The 24,535-nt window shown below is 58.8% G+C and carries 19 protein-coding genes and 2 rRNA genes; 8 read left to right on the forward strand and 13 right to left on the reverse strand.

Annotated elements, in window-relative coordinates; all coding sequences use genetic code 11:
* The first annotated feature begins 70 nt into the window (after positions 1-70).
* The 3 genes from FRH_RS06175 to FRH_RS06185 all read left to right on the forward strand — a co-directional run bounded on the left by FRH_RS06175 (position 71) and on the right by FRH_RS06185 (position 4,786).
* A 23S ribosomal RNA gene (locus FRH_RS06175) occupies positions 71-2,961 on the forward strand.
* A 155-nt stretch (positions 2,962-3,116) separates the two neighbouring features.
* Positions 3,117-3,232 (forward strand): 5S ribosomal RNA (rrf, locus tag FRH_RS06180).
* Between the two features lie 222 nt (positions 3,233-3,454).
* Entirely contained in the window at positions 3,455-4,786 is a 1,332-nt protein-coding gene (locus FRH_RS06185; RefSeq protein WP_139528578.1) for a deoxyguanosinetriphosphate triphosphohydrolase, read from the forward strand.
* A gap of 9 nt (positions 4,787-4,795) precedes the next feature.
* Here the strand turns inward: FRH_RS06185 and FRH_RS06190 are convergent, their stop codons facing one another.
* The 3 genes from FRH_RS06190 to FRH_RS06200 are packed head-to-tail and all read right to left on the reverse strand — an operon-like array spanning position 4,796 to position 6,828.
* On the reverse strand, positions 4,796-5,704 hold the full coding sequence (locus tag FRH_RS06190) for a nuclease-related domain-containing protein (protein ID WP_139528577.1): 909 nt from the start codon (positions 5,702-5,704) through the stop codon (positions 4,796-4,798).
* Positions 5,705-5,753: 49 nt separating this feature from the next.
* A complete protein-coding gene (locus FRH_RS06195; protein WP_139528576.1) occupies positions 5,754-6,128 on the reverse strand; it encodes a translation initiation factor Sui1 in 375 nt (124 codons plus the stop codon).
* 1 nt (position 6,129) lies between these two features.
* Entirely contained in the window at positions 6,130-6,828 is a 699-nt protein-coding gene (locus tag FRH_RS06200) for an HAD-IA family hydrolase (protein WP_139528575.1), read from the reverse strand.
* A 248-nt stretch (positions 6,829-7,076) separates the two neighbouring features.
* On the opposite strand from FRH_RS06200, the gene FRH_RS06205 reads away from it, so the two are divergent.
* Positions 7,077-7,409, forward strand: coding sequence for a hypothetical protein (locus tag FRH_RS06205; RefSeq protein WP_139528574.1), 333 nt, complete (start codon positions 7,077-7,079; stop codon positions 7,407-7,409).
* A 6-nt stretch (positions 7,410-7,415) separates the two neighbouring features.
* Here the strand turns inward: FRH_RS06205 and FRH_RS06210 are convergent, their stop codons facing one another.
* From FRH_RS06210 to tkt, 7 genes are all read right to left on the reverse strand, one after another.
* Positions 7,416-7,757 carry a hypothetical protein gene (locus FRH_RS06210; RefSeq protein ID WP_139528573.1) on the reverse strand — a complete coding sequence of 114 codons (342 nt, stop codon included), beginning with the start codon at positions 7,755-7,757 and terminating at the stop codon, positions 7,416-7,418.
* A gap of 116 nt (positions 7,758-7,873) precedes the next feature.
* Positions 7,874-8,938 (reverse strand): class II fructose-bisphosphate aldolase, encoded by a 1,065-nt coding sequence (fba, locus tag FRH_RS06215; RefSeq protein WP_139528572.1) that lies wholly within the window; start codon positions 8,936-8,938, stop codon positions 7,874-7,876.
* Between the two features lie 64 nt (positions 8,939-9,002).
* Positions 9,003-10,172, reverse strand: coding sequence for a phosphoglycerate kinase (locus FRH_RS06220; protein WP_139528571.1), 1,170 nt, complete (start codon positions 10,170-10,172; stop codon positions 9,003-9,005).
* 58 nt (positions 10,173-10,230) lie between these two features.
* Positions 10,231-11,259 carry a glyceraldehyde 3-phosphate dehydrogenase NAD-binding domain-containing protein gene (locus FRH_RS06225; protein ID WP_139528570.1) on the reverse strand — a complete coding sequence of 343 codons (1,029 nt, stop codon included), beginning with the start codon at positions 11,257-11,259 and terminating at the stop codon, positions 10,231-10,233.
* Positions 11,260-11,318: 59 nt separating this feature from the next.
* Positions 11,319-12,041 carry an LrgB family protein gene (locus tag FRH_RS06230; RefSeq protein ID WP_139528569.1) on the reverse strand — a complete coding sequence of 241 codons (723 nt, stop codon included), beginning with the start codon at positions 12,039-12,041 and terminating at the stop codon, positions 11,319-11,321.
* Positions 12,031-12,384, reverse strand: coding sequence for a CidA/LrgA family protein (locus FRH_RS06235; protein ID WP_139528568.1), 354 nt, complete (start codon positions 12,382-12,384; stop codon positions 12,031-12,033). The genes FRH_RS06230 and FRH_RS06235 overlap by 11 nt, the downstream gene beginning before the upstream one ends.
* A 36-nt stretch (positions 12,385-12,420) precedes the next feature.
* A complete protein-coding gene (tkt, locus tag FRH_RS06240) occupies positions 12,421-14,412 on the reverse strand; it encodes a transketolase (RefSeq protein ID WP_139528567.1) in 1,992 nt (663 codons plus the stop codon).
* A 246-nt stretch (positions 14,413-14,658) separates the two neighbouring features.
* Here tkt and metK point away from each other — a divergent pair, with 246 nt between their 5' ends.
* On the forward strand, positions 14,659-15,879 hold the full coding sequence (metK, locus tag FRH_RS06245) for a methionine adenosyltransferase (protein WP_139528566.1): 1,221 nt from the start codon (positions 14,659-14,661) through the stop codon (positions 15,877-15,879).
* Between the two features lie 211 nt (positions 15,880-16,090).
* Positions 16,091-17,752, forward strand: coding sequence for an NAD-dependent DNA ligase LigB (gene ligB, locus FRH_RS06250; protein ID WP_281997977.1), 1,662 nt, complete (start codon positions 16,091-16,093; stop codon positions 17,750-17,752).
* On the opposite strand, the gene FRH_RS06255 is transcribed toward ligB, so the two are convergent.
* Positions 17,749-18,684, reverse strand: a complete 936-nt coding sequence (locus FRH_RS06255; protein WP_139528564.1) for an AEC family transporter — start codon at positions 18,682-18,684, stop codon at positions 17,749-17,751. The genes ligB and FRH_RS06255 overlap by 4 nt on opposite strands.
* 140 nt (positions 18,685-18,824) lie before the next feature.
* Here FRH_RS06255 and metF point away from each other — a divergent pair, with 140 nt between their 5' ends.
* Positions 18,825-19,664 (forward strand): methylenetetrahydrofolate reductase [NAD(P)H], encoded by an 840-nt coding sequence (metF, locus tag FRH_RS06260; protein WP_139528563.1) that lies wholly within the window; start codon positions 18,825-18,827, stop codon positions 19,662-19,664.
* 149 nt (positions 19,665-19,813) lie between these two features.
* Positions 19,814-21,025 carry an SLC13 family permease gene (locus FRH_RS06265; protein WP_139528562.1) on the forward strand — a complete coding sequence of 404 codons (1,212 nt, stop codon included), beginning with the start codon at positions 19,814-19,816 and terminating at the stop codon, positions 21,023-21,025.
* Positions 21,026-21,116: 91 nt separating this feature from the next.
* Here the strand turns inward: FRH_RS06265 and FRH_RS06270 are convergent, their stop codons facing one another.
* Both FRH_RS06270 and FRH_RS06275 read right to left on the reverse strand, forming a co-directional pair.
* Complete coding sequence (locus FRH_RS06270; protein WP_139528561.1) at positions 21,117-23,318, reverse strand: TRAP transporter fused permease subunit; 2,202 nt, start codon at positions 23,316-23,318, stop codon at positions 21,117-21,119.
* 99 nt (positions 23,319-23,417) lie between these two features.
* Entirely contained in the window at positions 23,418-24,398 is a 981-nt protein-coding gene (locus FRH_RS06275) for a TAXI family TRAP transporter solute-binding subunit (RefSeq protein ID WP_139528560.1), read from the reverse strand.
* Positions 24,399-24,535: the final 137 nt, after the last annotated feature.

Below are 24,535 nucleotides of genomic sequence, written 5' to 3' on the forward strand. Positions count from 1 at the left end.
TAAGTGATACGTCTCAAGCGTATCCGGCAATCGTTATCATTGCGAGACACCAGACCCCTTCGGGTTATAGGGTCAAGCAATGAAGCGCACACGGTGGATGCCTAGGCAGCCAGAGGCGATGAAAGACGTGGTAGCCTGCGATAAGGTTCGGTGAGGTGGCAAACGACCTGTGACCCGGACATCTCTGAATGGGGAAACCCACTCATCACAAGATGAGTATCTTGCGCTGAATCCATAGGCGTAAGAGGCGAACCAGGGGAACTGAAACATCTAAGTACCCTGAGGAAAAGAAATCAACCGAGATTCCCCTAGTAGCGGCGAGCGAACGGGGACCAGCCCTTAAGCGTGTGAAAGATTAGGCGAACAGACTGGGAAGTCTGGCCATAGCGGGTGATAGCCCCGTAGTCGAAAATCTGATCACGTGAAATCGAGTAGGTCGGGGCACGAGAAACCTTGACTGAAGACGGGGGGACCATCCTCCAAGGCTAAATACTCCTGGCTGACCGATAGTGAACCAGTACCGTGAGGGAAAGGCGAAAAGAACCCCGGAGAGGGGAGTGAAATAGATCCTGAAACCGTGTGCGTACAAGCAGTAGGAGCGGACTTGTTCCGTGACTGCGTACCTTTTGTATAATGGGTCAGCGACTTATATTCAGTGGCGAGGTTAACCGTATAGGGGAGCCGTAGGGAAACCGAGTCTTAACTGGGCGACACAGTCGCTGGATATAGACCCGAAACCGAGCGATCTATCCATGAGCAGGGTGAAGGTTGAGTAACATCAACTGGAGGCCCGAACCAGGATCTGTTGAAAAAGATTTGGATGACTTGTGGATCGGAGTGAAAGGCTAATCAAGCTCGGAGATAGCTGGTTCTCCTCGAAAGCTATTTAGGTAGCGCCTCACGTATCACCGCCGGGGGTAGAGCACTGTTTCGGCTAGGGGGTCATCCCGACTTACCAACCCGAGGCAAACTCCGAATACCGGTGAGTGCCAGCGTGGGAGACACACGGCGGGTGCTAACGTCCGTCGTGAAAAGGGAAACAACCCAGACCGTCAGCTAAGGTCCCCAAATCCTGGTTAAGTGGGAAACGATGTGGGAAGGCTCAGACAGCTAGGAGGTTGGCTTAGAAGCAGCCATCCTTTAAAGAAAGCGTAATAGCTCACTAGTCGAGTCGGCCTGCGCGGAAGATGTAACGGGGCTAAACCAGGTACCGAAGCTACGGGTTCACACTATGTGTGAGCGGTAGAGGAGCGTCGTGTAAGCCGATGAAGGTGTGTTGAGAAGCATGCTGGAGGTATCACGAGTGCGAATGCTGACATGAGTAACGATAAAGGGAGTGAAAAACTCCCTCGCCGGAAGACCAAGGGTTTCTGTTCGACGCTAATCGGAGCAGAGTGAGTCGGCCCCTAAGGCGAGGCCGAAAGGCGTAGTCGATGGGAAACGGGTCAATATTCCCGTACCGGACATGATTGCGATGGGGGGACGGAGAAGGCTAGGTGAGCCAGGCGTTGGTTGTCCTGGTGAAAGTGAGTAGGCTGAGCGCTTAGGTAAATCCGGGTGCTCAAGGCCGAGACACGAAACGAAGACACTACGGTGTCGAAGTCATTGATGCCACGCTTCCAGGAAAAGCCTCTAAGCTTCAGATCATGTGCGACCGTACCCCAAACCGACACAGGTGGTCAGGGTGAGAATCCCAAGGCGCTTGAGAGAACTCGGGTGAAGGAACTAGGCAAAATGGTGCCGTAACTTCGGGAGAAGGCACGCCGGCGTAGGGTGAGAGGACTTGCTCCTTCAGCCCGAACCGGTCGAAGATACCAGGTGGCTGCAACTGTTTAGTAAAAACACAGCACTCTGCTAACGCGCAAGCGGACGTATAGGGTGTGACGCCTGCCCGGTGCCGGAAGGTTAAGTGATGGTGTTAGGCCTCGGCCGACGCTCTTGATCGAAGCCCCGGTAAACGGCGGCCGTAACTATAACGGTCCTAAGGTAGCGAAATTCCTTGTCGGGTAAGTTCCGACCTGCACGAATGGCGTAATGATGGCCACGCTGTCTCCACCCGAGACTCAGTGAAATTGAAATCGCCGTGAAGATGCGGTGTACCCGCGGCTAGACGGAAAGACCCCGTGAACCTTTACTATAGCTTCACACTGGACGCTGATGTTGCCTGTGTAGGATAGCTGGGAGGCTTTGAAACCCGGACGCCAGTTCGGGTGGAGCCAACCTTGAAATACCAGCCTGGCATCATTGGCGTTCTCACTCAGGTCCGTGATCCGGATCGAGGACAGTGTGTGGTGGGTAGTTTGACTGGGGCGGTCTCCTCCCAAAGCGTAACGGAGGAGCACGAAGGTACCCTCAGCACGGTCGGACATCGTGCAATGAGTGCAAGAGCATAAGGGTGCTTGACTGCGAGACAGACACGTCGAGCAGGTGCGAAAGCAGGTTCTAGTGATCCGGTGGTTCTGTATGGAAGGGCCATCGCTCAACGGATAAAAGGTACTCCGGGGATAACAGGCTGATACCGCCCAAGAGTTCACATCGACGGCGGTGTTTGGCACCTCGATGTCGGCTCATCACATCCTGGGGCTGAAGTCGGTCCCAAGGGTATGGCTGTTCGCCATTTAAAGTGGTACGCGAGCTGGGTTTAGAACGTCGTGAGACAGTTCGGTCCCTATCTGCCGTGGGCGTTGGATGTTTGAGAAGAGCTGCTCCTAGTACGAGAGGACCGGAGTGGACGACCCTCTGGTGTTCCGGTTGTCACGCCAGTGGCATTGCCGGGTAGCTATGGTCGGACGGGATAACCGCTGAAAGCATCTAAGCGGGAAGCCCCCTTCAAGATGAGACATCCCTGAGACCTAGAGTCTCCTAAAGGGCCCAGCGAGACCAGCTGGTTGATAGGCACGGTGTGGAAGCGCTGCAAGGCGTTGAGCTAACGTGTACTAATGGCCCGTGAGGCTTGACCCTATAACACCCAAGGGGTCTGGTCGCCGTGATAACGATCGAGTGGACAGCCACTCGGAAAACCGGATACGCATTCGCCCGCCAAGACGCTGGCGGACATGAGACGATCACTTACCGCGTCAACGACGCACTCAGCATGATATGCATTACCCGTTACGCCTGACGACCATAGCACGCGTGAACCACCTGATCCCATGCCGAACTCAGAAGTGAAACCGCTTAGCGCCGATGGTAGTGTGGGGTCTCCCCATGCGAGAGTAGGTCATCGTCAGGCACTTATTACGAAACCCCGGCCATCTGGTCGGGGTTTTGCTTTTTAGGGGTCTCCCCCTGAAGAGTAGCGGAGCGCCGCCCGCCGGGTGGCCGGCCCGAACATAATCAGGCACTTATACCGCAAAGAACCCAGCCAACCGGCTGGGTTTTTTGTTTGTCCATCGATCCCGTCGTTTTATGTCAGCCTTTTTATGTCAGAATGTGCACTCCAAGGAGGAGCGCTATGACACAAATGCAATGGGATCAATTACTTTCCCCTCGACGCCTTCACGATAAACGAACAGACAGCACCCGAGAAATTGGGCGCAGCCCCTTTCATAAAGATCATGATCGCATTGTTTTTTCCGGCTCTTTCCGACGCTTGGGCCGTAAAACCCAGGTTCATCCTCTGACGGAAAATGATCATATCCACACGCGTTTGACTCACTCCCTCGAAGTTGGCTGCGTTGGCCGTTCGCTGGGGATGATCGTCGGTGAACTACTGCGTGACCGTCTCCCCGATTGGATAACGCCTGCCGATCTTGGTGTCATCGTGCAAACCGCGTGCCTTGGGCACGACATTGGTAACCCGCCCTTTGGTCACGCCGGTGAGTACGCTATCCGCGACTGGTTCCGTCGCGCCCAAGGAAGCGGGCTTCTGGATGGTCTGTCCGAGGCCGAGCGTGAAGACCTGTTGACCTATGAAGGCAATGCGCAAGGCTTTCGGGTGATTACCCAGATCGAGTACAACCAGTTCAACGGTGGCATGCGCCTATCGGCCGCCACCTTGGGCACACTGCTGAAGTATCCATGGACGGTGCGCTATGGCGGGCGAGCGGGTAAGTTTGGCTGCTATCAGTCCGAACAGGCGCTGTTAACCGAGGTAGCAGATGCGGTTGGGTTACTTCCTCAAGGGGAGCAGCGCTGGTGTCGCCACCCGTTGGCTTGGCTTGTCGAAGCGGCAGATGATATTTGCTACGCCTTGCTAGACCTGGAAGACGGTCTGGAGATGGGCATTTTGCGCTACGAGGAAGTGGTCGAGATTTTGCGCCAAATTGCCGGTGAGTTCCCACCGGAGTATGCCGAGATGCAGCGTAAAAATGTCTCGCAACGCCGCCGTATTGCCTTGCTCAGGGGCGCTGCCATGGAGCGGGCCGTGAATGATGTAGGTGCGGTATTCGTGCAGCATGAGCAGGCGCTACTCAGCGGTACCCTCAGCGAAGATCTGTTAGAGCTGTGTCACCCGGATTTGGGCTGGGGGGTGCAGTCGGCCAAGCAGCTGGCTCGTGAGCGGATATTTCAAAATGAGCGTAAGGCAAAGCTGGAAATTGGTGCCTACACCACGCTGGGAATTTTGTTGGAAGCCTTTATCGGCGCGGCTCATGAGTTGCATCACACGGGCCACAGCTCTTTCAAACACCAGCGGGTACTGGCACTGATCGGTGAGAACACGCCACTGCCGTCATGGACGCTCTATGACAGCTACCGTCGCATGCTGGACTTCATTGGGGGGATGACCGACCACTATGCAGTCGATCTTGCTCAGGAGATGGGCGGGCGGCTGCGCGGCGATTGAGCCCGGCCCTCACACGGATGGCTGGCGAAGGTGTTTGAGTTCCATCAGCCGTGCCCGCTCTAGCAAAATATGGATAACCTTGTCATGAATGGCATCGCTCATTTGCCCAGGCGTGAGCTCCGTCAGCTGGCGTGCCAGCTGTTCTCCGCTAACGACCAGAATGTCCGGTGAGGCCTCGCTGGTGTCGATCTCCCAGCCCGGCAGCACCAGAACGCCTTTTACCGGTACGGGCACGCCGCAACGCCGTTCGAGCCACTGGCTGAGCCAGCTAACGCCCTGGCGCGTTTTATGTAGGGGTCGCCGCTCCTGCCAATGGGGGAAGCGCAGTCGCTCACGCTCGACTGCGACGCAGTTCAGCTCTTTGCCATCGCTGCCAATGGCCAGTGCCCTTGCGCGAGTTTCCACGACGAACACGCCATGGGGCGTGACCACGACATGGTCGATGGTAAAGCTATCCGTGGGAACGTCGTGAAAGACGTAATAGGGATGCGCCTCGGGACGTACTAAACGCTCCAGCTCTTGGCCCACGGCAAGTTCGCAGGCAAGACCGAGCTTCAAGCGGCGAATGCGCTGATAGTCACGCACCAGCAGCAGTGAAAATGCCAGCACCAAGAGCGTGCTCAGCAGCCCATATAGCGCCCATTCGACCCAGTCCTGTTTATCGACGAAGAGCATCCGTCCCATACCATAGACGAGCGGTGCAAGGCTGACCAAGGGCCCCAATGTACCGTTAAGAAACAAGCTGGAAAAGGCTTGATCGAGCCTGTGACGCAGCGCTTGGCCCGGTTCGCGCAGCGGTGCATCGAAAGGGGAGTGAACGCGGGCATCGTGAAGGCTACGCAGGGCTAATACGATGCCGCCCATGGCTGCCATGGGAAACAAAAAGATCAGCGGTAGCAGGTATTCCAACCAAACCATTGTCGTGCCTTGCCCTTTCGCCAGGAGCTGAGAGTATGCGTTGGACGCGTCAACCGCCAGCCAATTTCACTTGATAACCCATTGAGGTTAAGGCATCGCGCAGAGTTTCGCGATGGTCACCCTGGATTTCTATGACGCCCTCTTTGACAGCTCCACCGGTACCGCAGCGCTGCTTGAGGGTTTTGGCGAGTACTTTGAGTTCTGCCTGAGTCAGAGGCACGCCGCGGATGGTCGTGACGCCCTTGCCTTTTCGGCCGCTGGTTTCACGGCGGATGCGCACGATACCGTCCAGTTCGGCCAGGCGCGCTTGTTCGCTGGTGTCTTCACAGCGACAGTCATCGATCGGGGCCCGGCAGTCGGGACACGTCTTGCCATGCTCAGTGGAGTAAACGAGGCCACCGAGCTGATCACGTAATGAGGCCATACTATTTCTCTGTTGAGTGATGGGGCATTGCCGCCTGCCATCGCTCGTGAGTCAGTTGTTCAACGACCGCAGGTAGCTGATACATGTTGCTAATCATAATAGCGCCTTCCGGCGTTGCCTCGGCATCGGGAAAGCGATTCAGATGAATGACGGTCATACCTGCCTGCAGGGCTGCCTGTACGCCAACGAGCGCATCATCAATGGCAATGCAGTCGTGTGCCGCAAAGCCCATGATACTGGCTGCGTGAAGATGTAAACAGGGCTCTGGCTTCCAACAGTTGGCGGTGTAGCCGCTAAACAGCCTGTGACCGAAATACGCGCTGAGGCCGGTGGCGTTCAACGCAGTGCGGATCTTGGTTTCAGGTCCGTTGGAGACGACGGCACTGGGGTAATGTGCCAAGGCGTCGAGCGACTCCCGGGCGCCGGGTATGGTGGTGAGTTCGCGGGCAAGACGCTCAGCCAAGTTGGCGCGCATGGTTCGCTCCATGCGGTCCAAGCGTTCGCCATCGACTTCGCCATGACGCGTTTGCAGTTCTGCCACGATGCGTCGGAAGCGGGCACCTCGAAACTCCCCTAAATAATCGGAAGAGGCAAATGGCAGGCCCACCGTGTTGAGGCCACGAGCCATCTCTTCGGCCAACAAGGGTTCGCTATCGACGAGAGTGCCATCACAATCAAACAGCAGAAGTGGAAGCGGCATGAGAGTTCCTTGCAGCGTGACAAGCGCTACTCACGTTAGTTTAAGCCGACTAGGCCACTATTGAACGAGATTTTTCGAGCTTTGTGAACACTGTTTTATAATTTTTTACAGTGTGTCTGCTCAAGGGAAGCGCTGCCCGCTACGGATATGATGGCAACGCTTCAGTTTTCAGGCACTCCATGTGAATCGCTATGAGACCGGCTATAGTAGGTAGGCGACGCCGCAATAACCATAAAATGGAGATATATATGCGACTTACCCCTTGGTTCCTATCATTAGTGGTGGGCACTGTGCTCATGACCTCTGCGGGCAGCGTATTGGCAGAGCCGGAAACCGACGCCAGTAGCGAGCAGCACCAGGCGCTGGATGATGCGGCTCTGGAAGAGAAATACGGTATCAAGGCCGGTGCCGTTCAGCGTGATGAAGCCACCGAAACGGCGGCAACGGAAGAGTCGGAAGACACTGCTGACAACGGTAGTGAAGAGCGTGACAACACCGAGGGTGGTACCGGCGGTACCGGAAGCGCCGAGGATGCCATCGAGAACGGCGAGGATGAGCAGAGTAACGACGATAACGAGTGACCGCGCTTAGCGAGAAAGGCGTCGTGAGTTGGCGCTGCTGCGTCGATGGTAAGGTTGCATGGCTTTCTGGCTGGTAATCCACCAGGGCGCATAGCGCCCGCTCATGGCGTTGAGCAACGCTTTTTGCACCACAAGGCCAGCTTCCATGCTGGCCTCCATTTTTTCAGTCACCATGCGCTGATTTTCTCGCATCATGGAAGGGCTAAAAAAGGGCTGTGTTTGCCAAAGCTGTTGGCGTCTGGCGATGGTGGACAATGACGAGCTCCACAGCTCCATCCCCATCATGCTGGCTTTCCACAGGTCGAATAGGGCTGTCGTAGTGTAAAAAGAGGGTGGAGAGTGCTTCATGGTGAGACCTATCTGATGAGAAATGATGGCTGACTGTCTTTAGTCATAGTCTATTTTTGCTGCATTGCAATAAAAAAGGCGGCCTGCAGGCCGCCTTTATATAAAGGGTGTACCGTTTATTTGATTTTGGGTGCCAACTCGCCGCGCTCGTAGCGCTGGAACATTGCTTCCAGGCTGATCGGTTTGATTTTGCTTGCGTTGCCCGCCGTGCCAAACGCTTCGTAGCGGGCGATACAAAGATCGCGCATGGCGCTGACGGTCTCTTTCAAGAATTTGCGCGGATCGAATTCCGACGGATTCTCCGCCATGAAGCGACGCACGGCACCGGTGGAGGCTAAGCGCAGGTCGGTATCGATGTTGACCTTGCGAACGCCGTGCTTGATGCCTTCGACGATTTCCTCGACCGGGACGCCGTAAGTTTCTGGGATCTGGCCGCCGTAGCGGTTGATCACTTCCAGCCACTCTTGCGGAACGGAGGAGGAGCCATGCATGACCAGGTGGGTATCCGGAATGCGCGCATGGATCTCTTTGATACGCTGGATGGAGAGGGTGTCGCCGGTCGGCGGCTTGGTGAATTTGTAAGCGCCGTGGCTGGTACCAATGGCAATCGCCAGCGCGTCGACCTGAGTCGCCTTGACGAAGGCGGCGGCTTCTTCGGGGTCGGTCAGTAGCTGTTCCATGTCCAGCTTACCTTCGGCACCAATGCCGTCCTCTTCACCGGCCATGCCGGTTTCCAGGCTACCCAAGCAGCCCAGCTCGCCCTCGACCGATACGCCACAGGCGTGGGCCATCTCGACCGCGCGACGGGTAACGTCGACGTTGTAGTCGTAATCCATCGGCGTCTTGCCATCTTCGCCTAGCGAACCGTCCATCATCACGGAGGAGAAGCCCAGCTGGATCGAGCGCTGGCAGACAGCGGGGCTGGTGCCGTGATCCTGGTGCATGACCACCGGGATGTGCGGAAACTCTTCCACCGCCGCCAGAATCAGGTGGCGCAGGAAAGGCGCACCTGCATATTTGCGTGCGCCAGCGGAAGCCTGCACGATCACCGGAGAGTCGGTGGCATCGGCGGCTTCCATGATCGCCCGCATCTGTTCGAGGTTGTTGACGTTGAATGCAGGGATGCCGTAGCCGTATTCGGCGGCGTGGTCGAGCATCTGGCGCATGCTAATTAAAGCCATGGGGTCACCTTGTCGGTTGTCGGTGTGAACGGGTGCAGTGAGCGTGTAGTGTTATCGTGTCGCTTCAGCCGCGCTTTGCTGCGGCTTCTAATGCGGCTACCGCCGGTAGCTGTTTGCCTTCGACGTACTCTAGGAACGCGCCGCCGCCGGTGGAGATATAGGAAACACGTTCGGCAATAGCGTACTTGTCGATAGCGGCCAGGGTGTCGCCACCGCCGGCAATCGAAAACGCGCTGCTCTCGGCAATGGCATGCGAGAGCACCTCGGTGCCTTTGCCAAATTGATCGATTTCGAAAACGCCCACGGGGCCGTTCCACAAGATCGTGCCGGCGTCTTTCAGCAGGCTGGCCAAGTGGGCGGCGGTGTCTGGGCCGATATCCAGAATCATCTCGTTATCGGCCACTTGGTCCACCGGCTTGACCACTGCATCGGCGGATTCCGAGAACTCCGTTGCCACGACGACGTCCGTGGGCAGCGGAATGGAGACTTTCTCCATCAGCGCTTTGGCTTGACCGATCAGGTCGGCTTCGTAGAGCGATTTGCCCACATTATAGCCCGCCGCTGCGATAAAGGTGTTGGCGATCCCGCCGCCGACGATGAGCTGGTCGCACTTGTCAGAGAGGGCGGTCAGCACGTCGAGCTTGGTGGAGACCTTGGAGCCGCCCACGATAGCCGCCATTGGGCGTGCTGGGGTTGCCAGTGCTTTCTCCAGCGCGTCCAGCTCTTGGGCCAGTAGCGGTCCTGCACAGGCGGTGGGTGCAAAGCGGGCGACGCCGTGGGTGGAGGCTTGCGCACGGTGGGCGGTGCCGAAGGCATCCATCACGAATATGTCGCAGAGCGCGGCGTACTGCTTGGCGAGAGATTCGTCGTCTTTCTTTTCACCGCTGTTGAAGCGTACGTTCTCGAGCAGTACGACATCGCCGTTGTCGAGCGTAGGGGCGGTGTCGAGGTAGTCGGTGATCAGTTTGACGGGGCTGCCCAGCAGCTCGCTCAGATGCTCGGCCACAGGGGCGAGCGAAAACTCATCGGCGGGTTCGCCTTCCGTGGGGCGGCCGAGATGGCTCATGAGCAGCACTTTGGCGCCGGCTCTGGCCGCTGCTTGAATGGTCGGCAGCGCGGCGCGAAGGCGGGCATCGCTGGAAACACGGCCGTTTTTGATTGGCACGTTCAGGTCTTCACGAATCAGCACACGCTGCCCTTCCAGGGGCAGGTCGGTCATTTTTTGCACGTTCATGTGAGCGGTTTCCTCGTGTTCAAGCGAATGTCAGTGCGCTAATGGGGGGACCCATTCGTTAGCGAAACGTTGCCAAGCGCTGGCTGATGTCCAGCATGCGGTTGGCAAAGCCCCACTCGTTATCGAACCAGCACAGCAGTTTGATCAGACGCGTGCCGGCCACGCGGGTTTGGGTGGCGTCTAGGATGCCAGAGCGGGGATCATGATTGAAATCGATCGATGCCATGGGCGCTTCGGTATAGCCTAGCACGCCATGCAAGCGCTGCTGACTAGCGCGTTGCAGCAGCGCGTTGACTTGCGCGGCGCTGGTATCGCGTCGCACGGTCAACGCGGCATCCATGGCCGAGACGTTGATGGTAGGCACCCGCACGTGCAGGCACTCGAAACGTCCAGTCAGGCTGGGCATCAGGCGACTGATGCCGACCGCCAAGCCGGTATCCACCGGTACGATCGACTGCATGGCGGAGCGCGTCAGGCGCAGATCGGTGCGATGGTACGCATCGATCACCGGCTGGTCGTTCATGGCCGAGTGAATCGTGGTGGTAACACCATGCTCCAAGCCGAGCGCTTCATCCAGTACGGTGAGCAGCGGCACCAAGCAATTAGTGGTGCAGGACGCCGCAGAGAGGATGCGCTGCGTGGGCGCGAGCTCATGCTCGTTGATGCCCCATACGATGGTGGCATCCACATCGTTTTCCGCGGGCTGGGAGAACAGCAGTCGCTTGGCCCCTGCCGCCAAGTGCTGCTCAGCGGTAGCGCGGTCCTTGAAGCTGCCCGAGCACTCGAGCACTAGGTCGATCCCTAGTGCTTCCCAGGGCAGTGCGCGAGGGTCGCGTTCGCACAATACCTGGATGCGCTGGCCGTTGACGAACAGGGCGCTACCATCGTTGTCCACCTCCCCCGGGAAACGACCATGAGTCGTGTCGTAACGGGTGAGATAGGTGATGGTGGCAAGGTCGGACAGCTCGTTGATCGCGACGACTTCAAGCGCCGGGTGCTGGCGCTCCACCAAGGCTCTCAGCACGCATTGGCCGATGCGCCCATAACCATTGATGGCAATGCGATATTTAGCGGAAGCGTTCGCCATGATGCGATGCAGCTCTTGAACAAAGTGGCCCGATGATAACGCATTTCATCGGGGGTTGCTTATCCCGCCCCTAGCCCCACCAGTTGCCAAGCAAGCGGTAGCAGCAGAGCGGTAAAAATCCCGGTGAGGCTCATTCCGAGCGAGGCGAACGCTCCGGCGGTCGGACTGATATCGAACGCGCGCACGGTGCCGATGGCGTGACCATTGAGCCCCAGCGCAAAGCCGATGATACGTTCGTCATGAATGTGCAGTAGCCTCGCCAATAGACTCACGAAAGGAATGGTCAGCACCCCCGTCACCAGAAGCGCGCCCATGAGGAGTGCCACGCTGCCGCCAAGTTGTTCCGTGATGCCGATGGCGATGGGCGCCGTCACCGATTTGGCCGCGATCGAGGCCAAGATCTCCGGACCCGCGCCGAGAAGCCAAGCAATGCCAAGAGCGTAACAAGCGGCCAGAGTGGCAGCGATAGGCAGGCAAGCCGCCAACGGCTGCCACAGCGCACGAATGCGCGGTAGCTGTTGGTAAAGCGGCATGCCCAAGGCCACGGTGGCTGGACCTAGCAGGACCGTCAGCCAGGTTGCGCCTTGCTGATAGGTGGCATACGACAAGCCCAACAAGGCCAGCGTCGCGGCCAGCAGCAGAGCAGCGATCAAAATCGCCGGGAGCCAGGAAGGTTTACCCAAGCGCGTGAAAAGGGCGCTGCCCACAAGGTATGCGGCCAAGGTAAGCCCAACGGCCAATAACGGCGTGGCGGTCAAGGTGGGCAGCAAGCTAGTCGGCATGGCGGTGCCCCATCAATCGCTTGAGCAGCCACAGTGTCGTGAGCACACTCAGCAGCGTCCCCAGCAGCAGGGCCGCCACGATGGCCAGCCACTGGCTGGCCAGTTCATCGAGAATGAAGAACACACCTACCACGCCTGGCATGATCAGCATGGCCAAAAGTGCAATCAGCGGTTGGGCGGCGGCGGCAAGGCTAGCAGGTACTCTACCGATAACGGCAAGAGTGATGCACAGCAATAGCATGCCCACCACTCCAGAAGAAATAGGTAAACCGGAGAAGTGGATCACGACTTCTCCGATTAACCAGTAGCTAATTAGCCATAAAAGGCCGTTTAGCGCGGGCATCGTAATGCCCGCACCAGGCGCCGTTTGAGCGAGGAGTTAACCCAGCAGCTCATTGGCTTGTTTGACGATGTTCTCAACGGTAAAGCCGAAGTGCTTGAACAGCTCGCCCGCGGGTGCCGACTCACCGTAGGTGGTCATGCCAATCACGCGGCCGTCGAGGCCCACGTACTTGTACCAGTAGTCGGCGTGGCCCGCTTCGATGGCGATACGCTTGGTCACGGCTTTGGGCAACACGCTTTCACGGTAGTCGGCATCTTGGCCGTTGAAGCGGTAAGCGGACGGCATGGAGACCACGCGCACGGCTTTACCTTGCTGCTCCAGCTCGGCCGCGGCATCCATCGCCAAGGCGACTTCGGAGCCGGTCGCGATCAGGATGAGGTCCGGCGTGCCGTTGCACTCTTTGAGTACGTAAGCACCGCGCTGAATGGACGCCAACTGCGCCTTGGTGCGCGCCTGATGCGGTAGGTTCTGACGTGAGAGCACCAGCGCCGTCGGGCCGGAGTGGCGCTTGATTGCGGCATCCCAGGCGGCAGCGGTTTCCACTGCGTCACAGGGGCGCCAGGTATTCAAATTCGGCGTAGTACGCAGGCTGGTGAGCTGCTCGATCGGTTGGTGGGTCGGGCCATCTTCACCCAGGCCGATGGAGTCGTGGGTAAATACGTAGATAGCCTGCTGGCCCATCAATGCCGCCATGCGCACGGCATTGCGCATGTACTCCATGAAAATCAAGAAGGTTGCGCCATAAGGCACGAAACCGCCGTGTAGAGCGATACCGTTCATCACTGCGCCCATGCCGAATTCACGCACGCCGTAGTGGAGATAGTTGCCGCTGGCATCGTCTGGAGTGATCGCCTTGGCGCCCTTCCAGAACGTCAGGTTGGAGGGCGCCAAGTCAGCGCTGCCACCGAGCAGTTCCGGCATTTGCGGGCCAATCACGTTCAGTGCTTCGAACGATGCTTTACGCGAGGCAATGCTGTCCCCTTTTTCTTGCGCCTGCTCGATCAATGCCGTCGAGGAGAGCTCGGCGGGCAGCTGTGCCTTCATGCGGCGCTCGAACTCTCGCGCCTCGGTCGGGAAGGCGTCCGCATAGCGAGCAAAGCGGGCGTCCCACTCTTGCTGACGCTGTTTGCCAGCGTCGCGAGCATCCCAGGCAGAGTAGATCGGCTCGGGGATATGGAACGGCGCGTGCTCCCAACCCAGCTGTTGGCGCGCCAGGGCTACTTCGTCATCACCCAGCGGTGCGCCGTGAGCTTCTTCTTTGCCCTGCTTGTTGGGCGCCCCAAAACCAATGATGGTTTTACAGATGATCAGAGTTGGCTTGTCGTCGTGGCTCTTCGCCAGTTCGATGGCTGCTTTGATCTCGTCAGGCTTGTGGCCATCGACGTTGGGCACCACGTGCCAGCCGTAGGACTCGAAGCGCTTGGCAGTATCGTCGGTGAACCAGCCGTCGACTTCGCCATCGATGGAGATGCCGTTGTCGTCGTATAGCGCAATGAGCTTGCCTAGCTGCTGAGTGCCCGCAAGAGACGCCGCTTCGTGGGAGATACCCTCCATCAAGCAGCCATCACCCAGGAAACACCAGGTGTGGTGGTCGACGATGGTGTGGCCGGGGCGATTGAACTGCGCGGCCAGCGTTTTCTCGGCAATGGCGAAACCGACCGCGTTGGCAAAGCCTTGGCCCAGCGGGCCAGTGGTGGTTTCGATGCCAGGAGCGTAGCCGAACTCCGGGTGGCCAGCGGTGGGCGAGTGCAGCTGGCGGAAGTTTTGCAGCTGTTCCAGGCTGAGTTCGTAGCCGCTCAAGTGCAGCAGCGAGTAGAGCAGCATGGAGCCGTGGCCATTCGACAGCACGAACCGGTCGCGATCGGCCCACTTGGGGTCTTCGGGGTTGTGCTTGAGGTAGTCATTCCACAGCACCTCGGCAATATCAGCCATACCCATGGGGGCGCCAGGGTGGCCGGATTTGGCCTTCTGAACGGCATCCATGGAAAGGGCGCGAATGGCATTGGCCAGCTCAAAACGGGACGGCATGGGGGTGCTCCTCGCCTGAAAACGGAAAGAATAAAGGCGCTATTGTCGCTGACTTCCCCGGCGGCGGCAAATTCTCAGGGGTACGTTGTGGGAAGAACCCCCAACAGCGTGTAGACTCTGCCTCCCGAAGTGGTGGTGAACGTCACGGTGCCGCTTCTTTATACGGGCAGGGAACCTCCTGCCATGATTTCCTGCTGATGCTGCGGTCATAACGAAGCAGCCGTCATACAGAGGGTCGAGTGCGCGATGAGCGAATATTCCCTGTTTACCTCCGAGTCCGTTTCCGAAGGCCATCCCGATAAGATTGCCGACCAGATTTCAGACGCGGTGCTAGATGCCATTATCGCCCGGGATAAACAGGCCCGTGTTGCCTGTGAAACGATGGTGAAAACCGGTGTAGCCATTATTGCCGGTGAGATCACCACGTCCGCGTGGGTGGATCTCGAGACGCTGGTGCGTGATGTGATTACCGATATTGGCTACACCTCGTCTCAGGTGGGCTTCGACGGTGCCACATGCGGCGTCATCAACCTGATTGGCAAGCAGAGTGTCGATATTGCGCAGGGTGTCGATCGTACCAAGCCGGAAGATCAAGGCGCGGGCGACCAGGGCCTGATGTTCGGCTACGCCACCAACGAAACCGACTCGTTCATGCCGGCCCCGATCCACTACTCGCACCGCTTGGTCGAGCGTCAGGCGGAGCTGCGTAAAAACGGCCTGCTGCCGTGGTTGCGCCCGGATGCCAAGAGCCAGGTGACGTTCCGCTACAATGCAGACGGGCAGCCTTGTGGCGTCGATGCGGTAGTGCTGTCGACTCAGCACGATCCGGAGATCGATCAAGAAGACCTGCGTAAGATGGTCAAGCGCGAGATCATCGAACAAGTGATTCCTGCGGAGTGGTTGGACGCCGATACCCAATATCACATCAACCCGACCGGCAAGTTCGTGATTGGTGGCCCGGTGGGCGACTGCGGCCTGACCGGCCGTAAGATCATCGTCGATACCTATGGTGGTATGGCGCGCCACGGTGGCGGCGCGTTCTCGGGCAAGGATCCGTCGAAAGTAGACCGTAGCGCCGCATACGCTGGCCGTTATGTGGCGAAAAACGTCGTGGCCGCGGGCCTGGCAGACAAGTGTGAGATTCAGGTCTCCTATGCCATTGGCGTGGCAGAGCCGACCTCTGTGTCCATCGACACCTTCGGTACCGGCAAAATCGACGACGCCAAGATCGTCGAGTTGGTGCGCGAGCATTTCGATCTGCGCCCCTACGCGATCACCACCATGCTCGACCTGCTGCATCCGATGTATCGCCTCACGTCTGCGTATGGCCACTTCGGCCGCGCGCCGTTCGAACACAGCTACACTTGGGTGGACGACAAAGGCGAAGAGCATAAAGAGACCTTCACTGCGTTTCCATGGGAAAAAACCGATAAAGCGGACGCGCTGCGTCAGGCCGCCGGTCTATAAGCTTTTCGAGAGCGCGACGAGCGCCACCGGTTAGCCAAAAGCGCCTCCTGGTTTATGTCAGGGGGCGCTTTTTTATGTATCGAAACACTGTGCGAGTGGCTAGATGCGCATTGCATCTCTATCTGTTTCCTATAAGTTAACTTTAATAAGGATTGAAAGATCTTCCGTTCACCACGAGAGGATGCGTATGCCGGGTTGTCGAACGATCACAATGGCGGGTTTAGTGGCCGCTTGGTGTATGGGTGTCACCTTTTCTGCACAGGCGGATAGCTGCCCCGACTGGCCTGCTGAGCGGCTGGCGCTGGAAACCCAGGCGCTAGCCGAACACATCGAGGTCTGGGACCGCGCTTACCATGATGGCGGCGAATCGCTGATTGCTGATGAGCTGTACGATCAGGCGCTAGCACGCCTGGCAAGTTGGCAAGCCTGCCAGGGTGATACGACACCCCACCGGCCGCTTACCCGAGTGACCCGTAGCGATGGCACCCGCATGCATCCGGCCGTTCAAACCGGGCTCAATAAAGTCGACGACGAAGGCGTTCGACGCTTTACCAGCCGCCGTGACGATCTGTGGATTCAACCCAAGGTAGATGGTGTGGCGGTGACGCTGCGTTATCGGAATGGGGAGCTAGTAGAAGCCGTCAGTCGAGGAGACGGCGAGCGTGGGCAGGATTGGACGACGCGCGTTCAGCAGTTGCCCGGTGTGCCCGACTCGCTTCCTGACGCTGTCTCTGCAGTGCTGCAAGGCGAGCTCTATTGGCAGTTGGATAACCACGTACAGGCGCGCCAGCCGGATTCAGGCGCTCGTGGCGCCGTGGCCGGCGCCATGGCACAGCGCGAACCGAGCCAAGAGACGCTGAGTCGCATTGGTTTATTCGTGTGGGACTGGCCGGATGGCCAGACACAGATGACCGAACGGCTGGCGCAACTGACGGCGCTGGGGTTCGATACGGCCGACTACACCCATCCGATCAGCGGGCGAGAGGCGGCCGCCGAGTGGCGTGAGCGGTGGTTCAACGGCCCGCTGCCGTTTGCTACCGACGGCGTGGTGTTGAAGCAAGCAGAGCGCCCCGGCCTGCGGCGCTGGTCGTCATCACCCCCTGAGTGGGCGGTGGCCTGGAAGTATCCTGCCCAGCAGGTGCTGGCCCAGGTCCGCGGGGTCGAGTTCCGCGTGGGGCGCACCGGGCGCGTAACGCCGCTGTTGTGGCTCTATCCGGTTACCTTGGAAGGACGACGCATCAGCCGCGTGTCGTTGGGCTCGCTGGAACGCTGGGAAGCGTGGGACGTGCGCCCAGGCGACCAGGTGGCGGTGACGCTGGCAGGTCTGACGATTCCCCAGGTAGCCAGCGTGGTGTGGCACACGCGCGAAAGAGCCGCGCTTAGCGCTCCGCCGCCCGAGCGCTATCATCTATTGAGCTGTTTTACACTAACGTCAGAATGCAGCGCCCAGCTGCTGGCGCGATTAACCTACCTTGGCGAACAGCTGGGCATGCGAGGGGTCGGCGAAGGCACGTGGCAGGCGCTAATGGATGCCGGGGTGGTCACGGAATTACTAGGTTGGCTAGCGCTGACGCCAGAGCAACTGCAGCAGGCCCACGGTATTGGCGCGACCACCGCCGACTCGCTGGCGGCACAGTTCGATGCAGCGCGACAAGCGCCCTATGCTGCTTGGCTGTCGGCGCTGGGCATGCCGCCTGGGGGCGACGCACGACTGGGTGATTGGTACACCCTAGCGAGTTACTCTCGAGCGGATTGGCAAGCCGTTCCCAGCGTAGGCCCGGTACGCGGCGAAGCGCTCGTCGCTTTCTTCCACCATCCAGACGTAGCGCGCATGGCCCGCCAGCTACAGCAGGCTGGCGTCGACGGGTTCTAACCCAGGCCAGTGAGCCGCAGCATCAGGCCCAAATAGAGAGGGATCAGCAGCGGTGCCAGCAGTGTGGTGGTGAGCACTGCCAGCGCGCCTTTCTGTGGCTGAATGCCCAACTCCATGGCCACCACGACAACGTTCGAGGCCATGGGCACCACGCCCAGTAGCAGCAGCGCCATCGCCAGCTCCGGGGCGAGCGGCGTGAACTGCTGGAGTATCAGCACCGCCCCCAGCATCGCCAGCGGCCAGAGTACATAGCGCAGCCCCACGCAGGTGGCGACAAAGCGCGTATCCCACGCGGCGAGCGTGACTTGGCTCAACGTCATACCGATGATCATCATACCCAGCAGCGTATAAGTGGCTGGAAAGACCGCTAATGAACTCATCAGCGACGCCGGAAGGGTGGCGTTGAGCGCGTTTAGTAGCAGTGCCGTTAAAAAGGCATACACCAGCGGCAGGCGGGCAATTTTGGCGAGGCTCTGGCGCACCGAGAAGTGGCCGCGGGCACTTAAGTAAAACCCCACCGTAAACTCGTATAAATTGATGCCTAGCATACAAAACAGGTACAGCGTCACACCCTCGGGGGGCAGCAAGATCAGCGCCACCGGCAGGCCGAAGTAGCCGGTGTTGCCGGTGCCGGAGGAGAACGCCAGCAGCGCTCCCTCTTGGGGGCCAAAGCGGTGCTGTGTTGCCCAGCGTACGGCCAGCGCCATACTACTGACTAACAGGAACATCGCGAAGGTCAGCACCAAATACTCAGCGGTGGGGCCCCCGTTCATGAGTGCACGAAATATCGTGAGCGGTGCAATCAAGTAGACCAATAGGGTGGCGATGGGGCGCGGGTCTATTTGCAACCGTTGAGCGGCAATAAAGCCTAGTCCCACATACCCCAACAGCATGAGCAACGGGCCCATTAAAGCACTGGGTGCTAAGTCCATTTCTCCTCCTTGATAGACGCGGTAGAGCTAACATGAGCCGAATTGAAGGTCGACCGTGGAATCTTTCATTAGCCGCTGCGCGGTGAAGCAGCGAGAATACCTCAAATAATGATCACGTTACCGTCCTGCGAGGATAAACCATGAGCAGCCAAGAGCATCCGCTAGGTATTAGCTTCGAATTCTTTCCGCCCAACACCGATGCTGGCCGGGAGAAGCTAATTCATGTACGCGATGAGTTGGCCGCACGTCATCCGCGTTTCTTCTCGGTGACCTACGGTGCAGGGGGCTCCACCCAGGCGCGCACTAGAGATATCGTCCGGACCGTCAGCCAAAGCGGCATTACCACGGCTCCGCATCTTTCCTGTATTGGCAGCGAGAAAGCCCAGCTTCGTGATTTGCTTGCCAAGTACCGCGAAGAAGGGGTCGATAGTCTCGTAGCGCTGCGCGGTGACATGCCCTCTGGTATGGGCAGTATCGGCGAGCTGCGCTACGCCAACGAGCTAGTGGAATTCATTCGTGAGGAAACGGGGGATCACTTCGATATCGCCGTCGCAGCCTATCCGGAATCTCATCCACAGGCGCCTAACCTCGACAAGGATGTGGAAAACTTCGCGCGTAAAATGAAGGCGGGCGCCAATATGGCGATCACCCAGTACTTCTTTACCGCCGATGCTTACTTCCACTTCGTCGATAAAGCGCGGGCGCTGGGCGTCGAGCAGCCGATCATTCCCGGCATCATGCCGATTACTAATTACACCAAGTTGGCGCGCTTCTCCGACGCTTGCGGTGCCGAAATCCCTCGCTGGATCCGTAAGCAGTTGGAAGCCTATGGCGATGACAGCGATGCGATTGCCGCCTTCGGCACCGATGTGGTGACGCGCCTGTGCGAACGCCTGCTTGACGGCGGTGCGCCAGGCCTACACTTCTACACGCTTAACCAGGCAGCCCCGGTATTGAAGGTGATGGATAACCTGAGTTAACACTGTCGTCTGTTAGTCATGCCGGTCTGCATCCTTGATGCAGGCCGGCTTTTTTTATGGGTCTCTAACAAATTTTTAGCGCTTTGTGGCGATCGGCAAGCGCCGTATGATGCCTGCTCGATTCGCGCATAGAGAAGGAGCACCACACGATGTGGTTGATCACTGCCGTGTTCGCATTTACCTACCTGGGCATGGCAGTGGGCCGATTACCCGGCCTGCAGGTCGACCGCTCTTGGATGGCCCTCGCGGCGGCATGTGTGTTGCTGATAACCGGCACCGTCCGGTTGGAAGAGATTGCCAGCCATATCGATATTGGCGCGCTGGTGCTGCTGATGGCATTGATGTTGGTCTCGGCGCAGTTTGGTTTTTCAGGAGTGTATCATCGGCTATCGGAGTGGATGGCTCGGCATGCCGCCCAGCCGACCAAGCTGCTCCTGGGGGTGGTGCTGTTGGGCGGAGGGCTATCGGCGCTGTTGGTCAATGATATCGTCGCCTTCGCGCTGACGCCGCTGCTATGCCAGGCGCTGCTGGCTCGAGGGCTGGACCCTCGGCCGTTCCTGCTGGCCCTGGCGATGTCCTGCAATGCAGGCTCGGCGGCGAGCCTAATTGGCAACCCGCAAAATATTCTGATTGGTCAGGCGGGCGACTTAGCGTTTTGGGATTACAGCCTGCAAGCCGCCGTCCCTGCGCTGGTCGCGCTGATGGCTACCTACAGCGTCATCTGGCTCGTCTGGCGGCGGCGCTGGTGGCTCAGTGGCCCCGCTTCGGCGCCATTGGCAACGGCGCCTATGACAGAAAGCCTTCGCTATAAGCCGCTGTTGGCTGCCGTTGCCTTGTTGGTACTGTTCTCGACGCCGCTCCCCCGCGAGTGGTCGGCGCTGGCCGTGGCCCTGGTGCTGATGATGTCGCGCCGGGTGGCCAGCCACCGTTATACCCAAGCCGTCGATTGGAACCTGCTACTGCTGTTCGTGGGCCTCTTCATCGTTACGGGGAGCGTGGCATCGCTGCCCGAGGCCAGCGCGGTGGTGAATCGTCTGTTAGGCGAAGACGGGCTGCCTAGCGGTGCGTGGAGTATGACGGGCATCGCGTTGATGGCCAGTAACGTGATTGGCAACGTGCCCTTTGTAGTGCTGCTGTTGGGGCTGTTTCCTGGGTTGCCGGAGTCCACCCTCGTCATGTTGGCGGTGATGTCGACCTTGGCGGGGAACCTGCTGCTGATCGGCAGCGTGGTGAACTTGATCGTGGCAGAGGGCGCGAAACGCCATGGGGTTCATCTAGGATTCGTGGCGTTTACTAAAGTTGGCGTGCCGGTAACGTTGCTATCGATGCTGGCGGCGGCGCTTTGGTTCACGCTGCGCTGACCGGCATTGCGCAGCGAGGTACGCTACGCTGGAGAAAAAACAGCCGGAACCCAAGGGTTCCGGCTGTTGCTCGAGGAGGAGTCGTTATTGCTTAGGTTGCGTTGGCAATCTTGCCTTTGCCACCGTGCTGCTTGCGCTGCATGACAAATAGCACTGTACCAATGGCGAGGCCTGCAATATCGGTATAGATACCGCCGTAGATCAAGAAAAGTGCGCCCACCAGCATGACCACACGCTGGATGACGTTCACCGGGCCGAAGAACCACTTCTGCACCATGCCTGAGAGCAGCACGATACCCAGCGTAGCGGTGAGGCCAACGCGCAGGATTTGCATGGCAGAGCCTTCCATCAGCATCGCCGGGCTGTAGAAGAACATGAACGGCACGATAAATGCGGCCAAGCCAATCTTGAACGACGCCACCGACGTGCCCATGGGGTTGTCCCCAGAGATACCCGCCGCCGCGTAAGAGGCCAGCGCCACCGGCGGCGTAATGGCCGAGACCACGGCGAAGTAGAACACGAAGAAGTGAGCAATCAGCGGCTCGATGCCGATGTTGATCAACCCCGGTGCCACGACCGAGGCCGCCACCGCGTAAGCCGCCGTGGTCGGCATGCCCATGCCTAGCAGAATGCTGATCAGCATGGCGAAGAACAGCGCCAGCAGCTGGCTAACGCCCGCCAAGCCCAGCAGCAGAGAAGAGAAGCGCGCACCCACACCGGTCAGCGAGATGACGCCAACGATCAAACCCGCGCAGGCACACACGGCAATGATCTGAATCGACATGGTGCCCGCTAGCTGCAGCGCTCTCAAAATGGCGCGCAGGCCCATCTTGTTGGGCGAAATCCAGCTCACCACGGCCGCAGAGGCGGTGGCCAGCGTACCTGCACGAATCACCGAGTAGCCCATGAATAGCGCTACGATCAAAATGATGATCGGCGCGAACAGATAGACCTGTTTTACCAGCTTGGAGAACAGCGGAATCTCGTCTTTGCGCATGCCGCGCATGCCTTTACGGGCGGCTTCGAAATCCACCATGAAGTAGATCGAGGCAAAGTAGAGAATGGCCGGGATGACAGCGGCAATGGCGATTTCGGTATAAGGGATACCGGTCACTTCCGCCATGATGAACGCACCTGCGCCCATGATGGGCGGCATGATCTGACCACCGGTAGACGCGGCGGCCTCGATGGCCCCTGCACTACGTGCGGGGTAGCCCACTTTTTTCATGAGCGGAATGGTTAGAGAACCCGTGGAGACCACGTTACCGGCCGACGTGCCGTTGATCATGCCCATCAAGCCAGAGGCAAAGATGGCGACTTTCGCCGGGCCGCCGCGGGCACGGCCTGCCGCGGCAAAGGCGAAGTTGACGAAGTAATCACCTACTTTGGAGGCCTGTAGGAAGGCGGCAAAAATGATGAAGAGAATGATATAGGTAGAAGAGACCGCCGTGGTCGGGCCGAGAATGCCCGCATCGGTGTAGACCTGGCTAAAGAAACGCTGAATCGACAGCCCCGGGTAGCCTAGGAAACCCGGCAGATAGGGGCCAGCAAACACGTAGGTCAGGAAGACGGCGGAAATGACGACCAGCGCCAAGCCAGCGACGCGGCGGGTCAGTTCGAGAATCAGTAGCGAACCTGCAATGGCCGCCCACGAAATGCCGGGAGGCGCAAACGAGGTGCCGGTAGACATCCGCATGGTGGTGTTGAACGCCATCAGCAGGTAGCCTGCGCTGGCCAGTGCACACACCATGAGCACGAGGTCAGCGGCGTTGAAGCGGTGGCGCTCCTGACGATAGAACCAGGAGAGTACGATCGCGACGGCGGTAGTCGCCATCAGTGGGTAGCCAAAGTGCAGCGTCTCGATGGTCGGGTCGATGCGCATGGCACCGCCGTTAATGGTCTGCTGCATCAAGAAGACCTGCACCAGAGCGTAAACCGCAGGCACCAGCAGCGCGTAGCTCACCCATTTCAACCAAGCAGGTGACGCTTGCTGCGCATCTTCGGCAAAGCGGGCACCGGCAAACAGGCCGTAACCCAAAATCAACGCACCGGCGATGTGAACGATGCGAAACGACCAGGTCTCCATGGGATACACGTTGAGTGAAAACAGGTGGAAACCCGAGTAGGCAATCGCCAGTGCTGCAAATAGTAGGAACTGCCAGCCGACGAATAGGCGGCGGTTGGGCTCAACGACTTCCTCATCGACGCCATCGGCAATCGATTCGGGCGTTGATGAACCAGCTAGGGCGTCATCCTTGAGGCCGTTGGGGTCTTGGTCGGTATTGTGACTCATCAGAGGTCACCCTCACAGCAAAAGCAGAGAAAGGGGCAGTAGCGAACGCTGCCCCGCCCGACAGGGTCGGTGACGGGGCAGCGCGATGGTGCGGCGTACTTACTTGATCATATCGTCAGAGATGTCGTAACCGTTCTCTTCGTACCAGCGTGCTGCACCCGGGTGGAAGGGCAGTACGTTGTTATGAACGATGTTCTCCGGGATGCTGGTTTCAGCGCTGCGGTGTACGTCACGCATCCGATCGTTGTTTTCCATGGTCGCCTTGGTGACTTCGTAGATGAAGTCTTCCGGCAGGTCACAACCGGCAATGGCGAAGTTCCACATGGAGACGGCGCGCGCATCTTCTTCCAGTGTGGTGTAGGTGCTGGCCGGAATGGTGAATTCAGCAACCGGATAGTTTTCCAGCACGGTGGCCAGCTCTTCTTCGGTAAATTCGATGATGTTCACGTCGGTTTGTACTTCTAACTGGCTAACCGCCGGAATCGGGATACCTGCAGCAAACGCGACGACGTCCAGCAAGCCGTCCTGAAGCTGACCGCCCAGATCCGACCAGCCGCCGTTACGGCGCTCGAAGTTGACGCCCAGTGTTTCCAGCATGGCTGGGAAGTAGGTGTCAGACGTCGATGCCGCCGGGCCGAAGCCGATGCGCGCACCGTCAGGAATCTCAGAGATGGAAGTAATGCCAGAGCTCGAGAGCGCTGCGATGGAGAACGGAGTCTCGTACATCGGGAACAGCGCGCACACGTTGTCCATTACTAGGCCTGGGGCCAGCGGGCTTTCGCCTTTCATGGCATCGGAAGCCGGTCCCATGGTGGTTAGGCCGAACGCCATATCGCCGCTATGTACTAGCGCCAGGTTTTGGGTAGGGCCACCAGTCACTTCGCCGCCGCCTGAAACACCGAGCTCATCGGCGATGAAGTTTGCCCAGCCAGAGCCGTAAACGAAGTAGGTGCCGCCTTGACTGGCCGTACCCACCGTGAAGTTGGTTGGCCACTCGGAGCGGTCCGCGTGGGCAGTACCGGCGGCGAGTAGCGCGCCACCAGCGAGCAGGGCAATCGTTTTGGGCATCGTATTGCGCATGGCGAGTTTTCCTAAGCTGTTATTGGGATTATCGTCTGGCGCGTGTGGGACACCGCCAGTGCTTCATCATTAAGCAGCTTATACAGAGCGATACTCGTGCCATGTACGTATTTTTATTTTTAAATCAATAGATTGAG

Source organism: Halomonas sp. A020, from assembly GCF_027943625.1.
Taxonomy (GTDB): domain Bacteria; phylum Pseudomonadota; class Gammaproteobacteria; order Pseudomonadales; family Halomonadaceae; genus Vreelandella; species Vreelandella piezotolerans.

Coding starts and splice junctions, on each gene's coding strand:
- FRH_RS06185 (WP_139528578.1), top strand. CDS start 3,455: ATGACACAAATGCAATGGGATCAATTACTTTCCCCTCGACGCCTTCAC.
- FRH_RS06190 (WP_139528577.1), bottom strand. CDS start 5,704: ATGGTTTGGTTGGAATACCTGCTACCGCTGATCTTTTTGTTTCCCATG.
- FRH_RS06195 (WP_139528576.1), bottom strand. CDS start 6,128: ATGGCCTCATTACGTGATCAGCTCGGTGGCCTCGTTTACTCCACTGAG.
- FRH_RS06200 (WP_139528575.1), bottom strand. CDS start 6,828: ATGCCGCTTCCACTTCTGCTGTTTGATTGTGATGGCACTCTCGTCGAT.
- FRH_RS06205 (WP_139528574.1), top strand. CDS start 7,077: ATGCGACTTACCCCTTGGTTCCTATCATTAGTGGTGGGCACTGTGCTC.
- FRH_RS06210 (WP_139528573.1), bottom strand. CDS start 7,757: ATGAAGCACTCTCCACCCTCTTTTTACACTACGACAGCCCTATTCGAC.
- fba (WP_139528572.1), bottom strand. CDS start 8,938: ATGGCTTTAATTAGCATGCGCCAGATGCTCGACCACGCCGCCGAATAC.
- FRH_RS06220 (WP_139528571.1), bottom strand. CDS start 10,172: ATGAACGTGCAAAAAATGACCGACCTGCCCCTGGAAGGGCAGCGTGTG.
- FRH_RS06225 (WP_139528570.1), bottom strand. CDS start 11,259: ATGGCGAACGCTTCCGCTAAATATCGCATTGCCATCAATGGTTATGGG.
- FRH_RS06230 (WP_139528569.1), bottom strand. CDS start 12,041: ATGCCGACTAGCTTGCTGCCCACCTTGACCGCCACGCCGTTATTGGCC.
- FRH_RS06235 (WP_139528568.1), bottom strand. CDS start 12,384: ATGCCCGCGCTAAACGGCCTTTTATGGCTAATTAGCTACTGGTTAATC.
- tkt (WP_139528567.1), bottom strand. CDS start 14,412: ATGCCGTCCCGTTTTGAGCTGGCCAATGCCATTCGCGCCCTTTCCATG.
- metK (WP_139528566.1), top strand. CDS start 14,659: ATGAGCGAATATTCCCTGTTTACCTCCGAGTCCGTTTCCGAAGGCCAT.
- ligB (WP_281997977.1), top strand. CDS start 16,091: ATGGCGGGTTTAGTGGCCGCTTGGTGTATGGGTGTCACCTTTTCTGCA.
- FRH_RS06255 (WP_139528564.1), bottom strand. CDS start 18,684: ATGGACTTAGCACCCAGTGCTTTAATGGGCCCGTTGCTCATGCTGTTG.
- metF (WP_139528563.1), top strand. CDS start 18,825: ATGAGCAGCCAAGAGCATCCGCTAGGTATTAGCTTCGAATTCTTTCCG.
- FRH_RS06265 (WP_139528562.1), top strand. CDS start 19,814: ATGTGGTTGATCACTGCCGTGTTCGCATTTACCTACCTGGGCATGGCA.
- FRH_RS06270 (WP_139528561.1), bottom strand. CDS start 23,318: ATGAGTCACAATACCGACCAAGACCCCAACGGCCTCAAGGATGACGCC.
- FRH_RS06275 (WP_139528560.1), bottom strand. CDS start 24,398: ATGCGCAATACGATGCCCAAAACGATTGCCCTGCTCGCTGGTGGCGCG.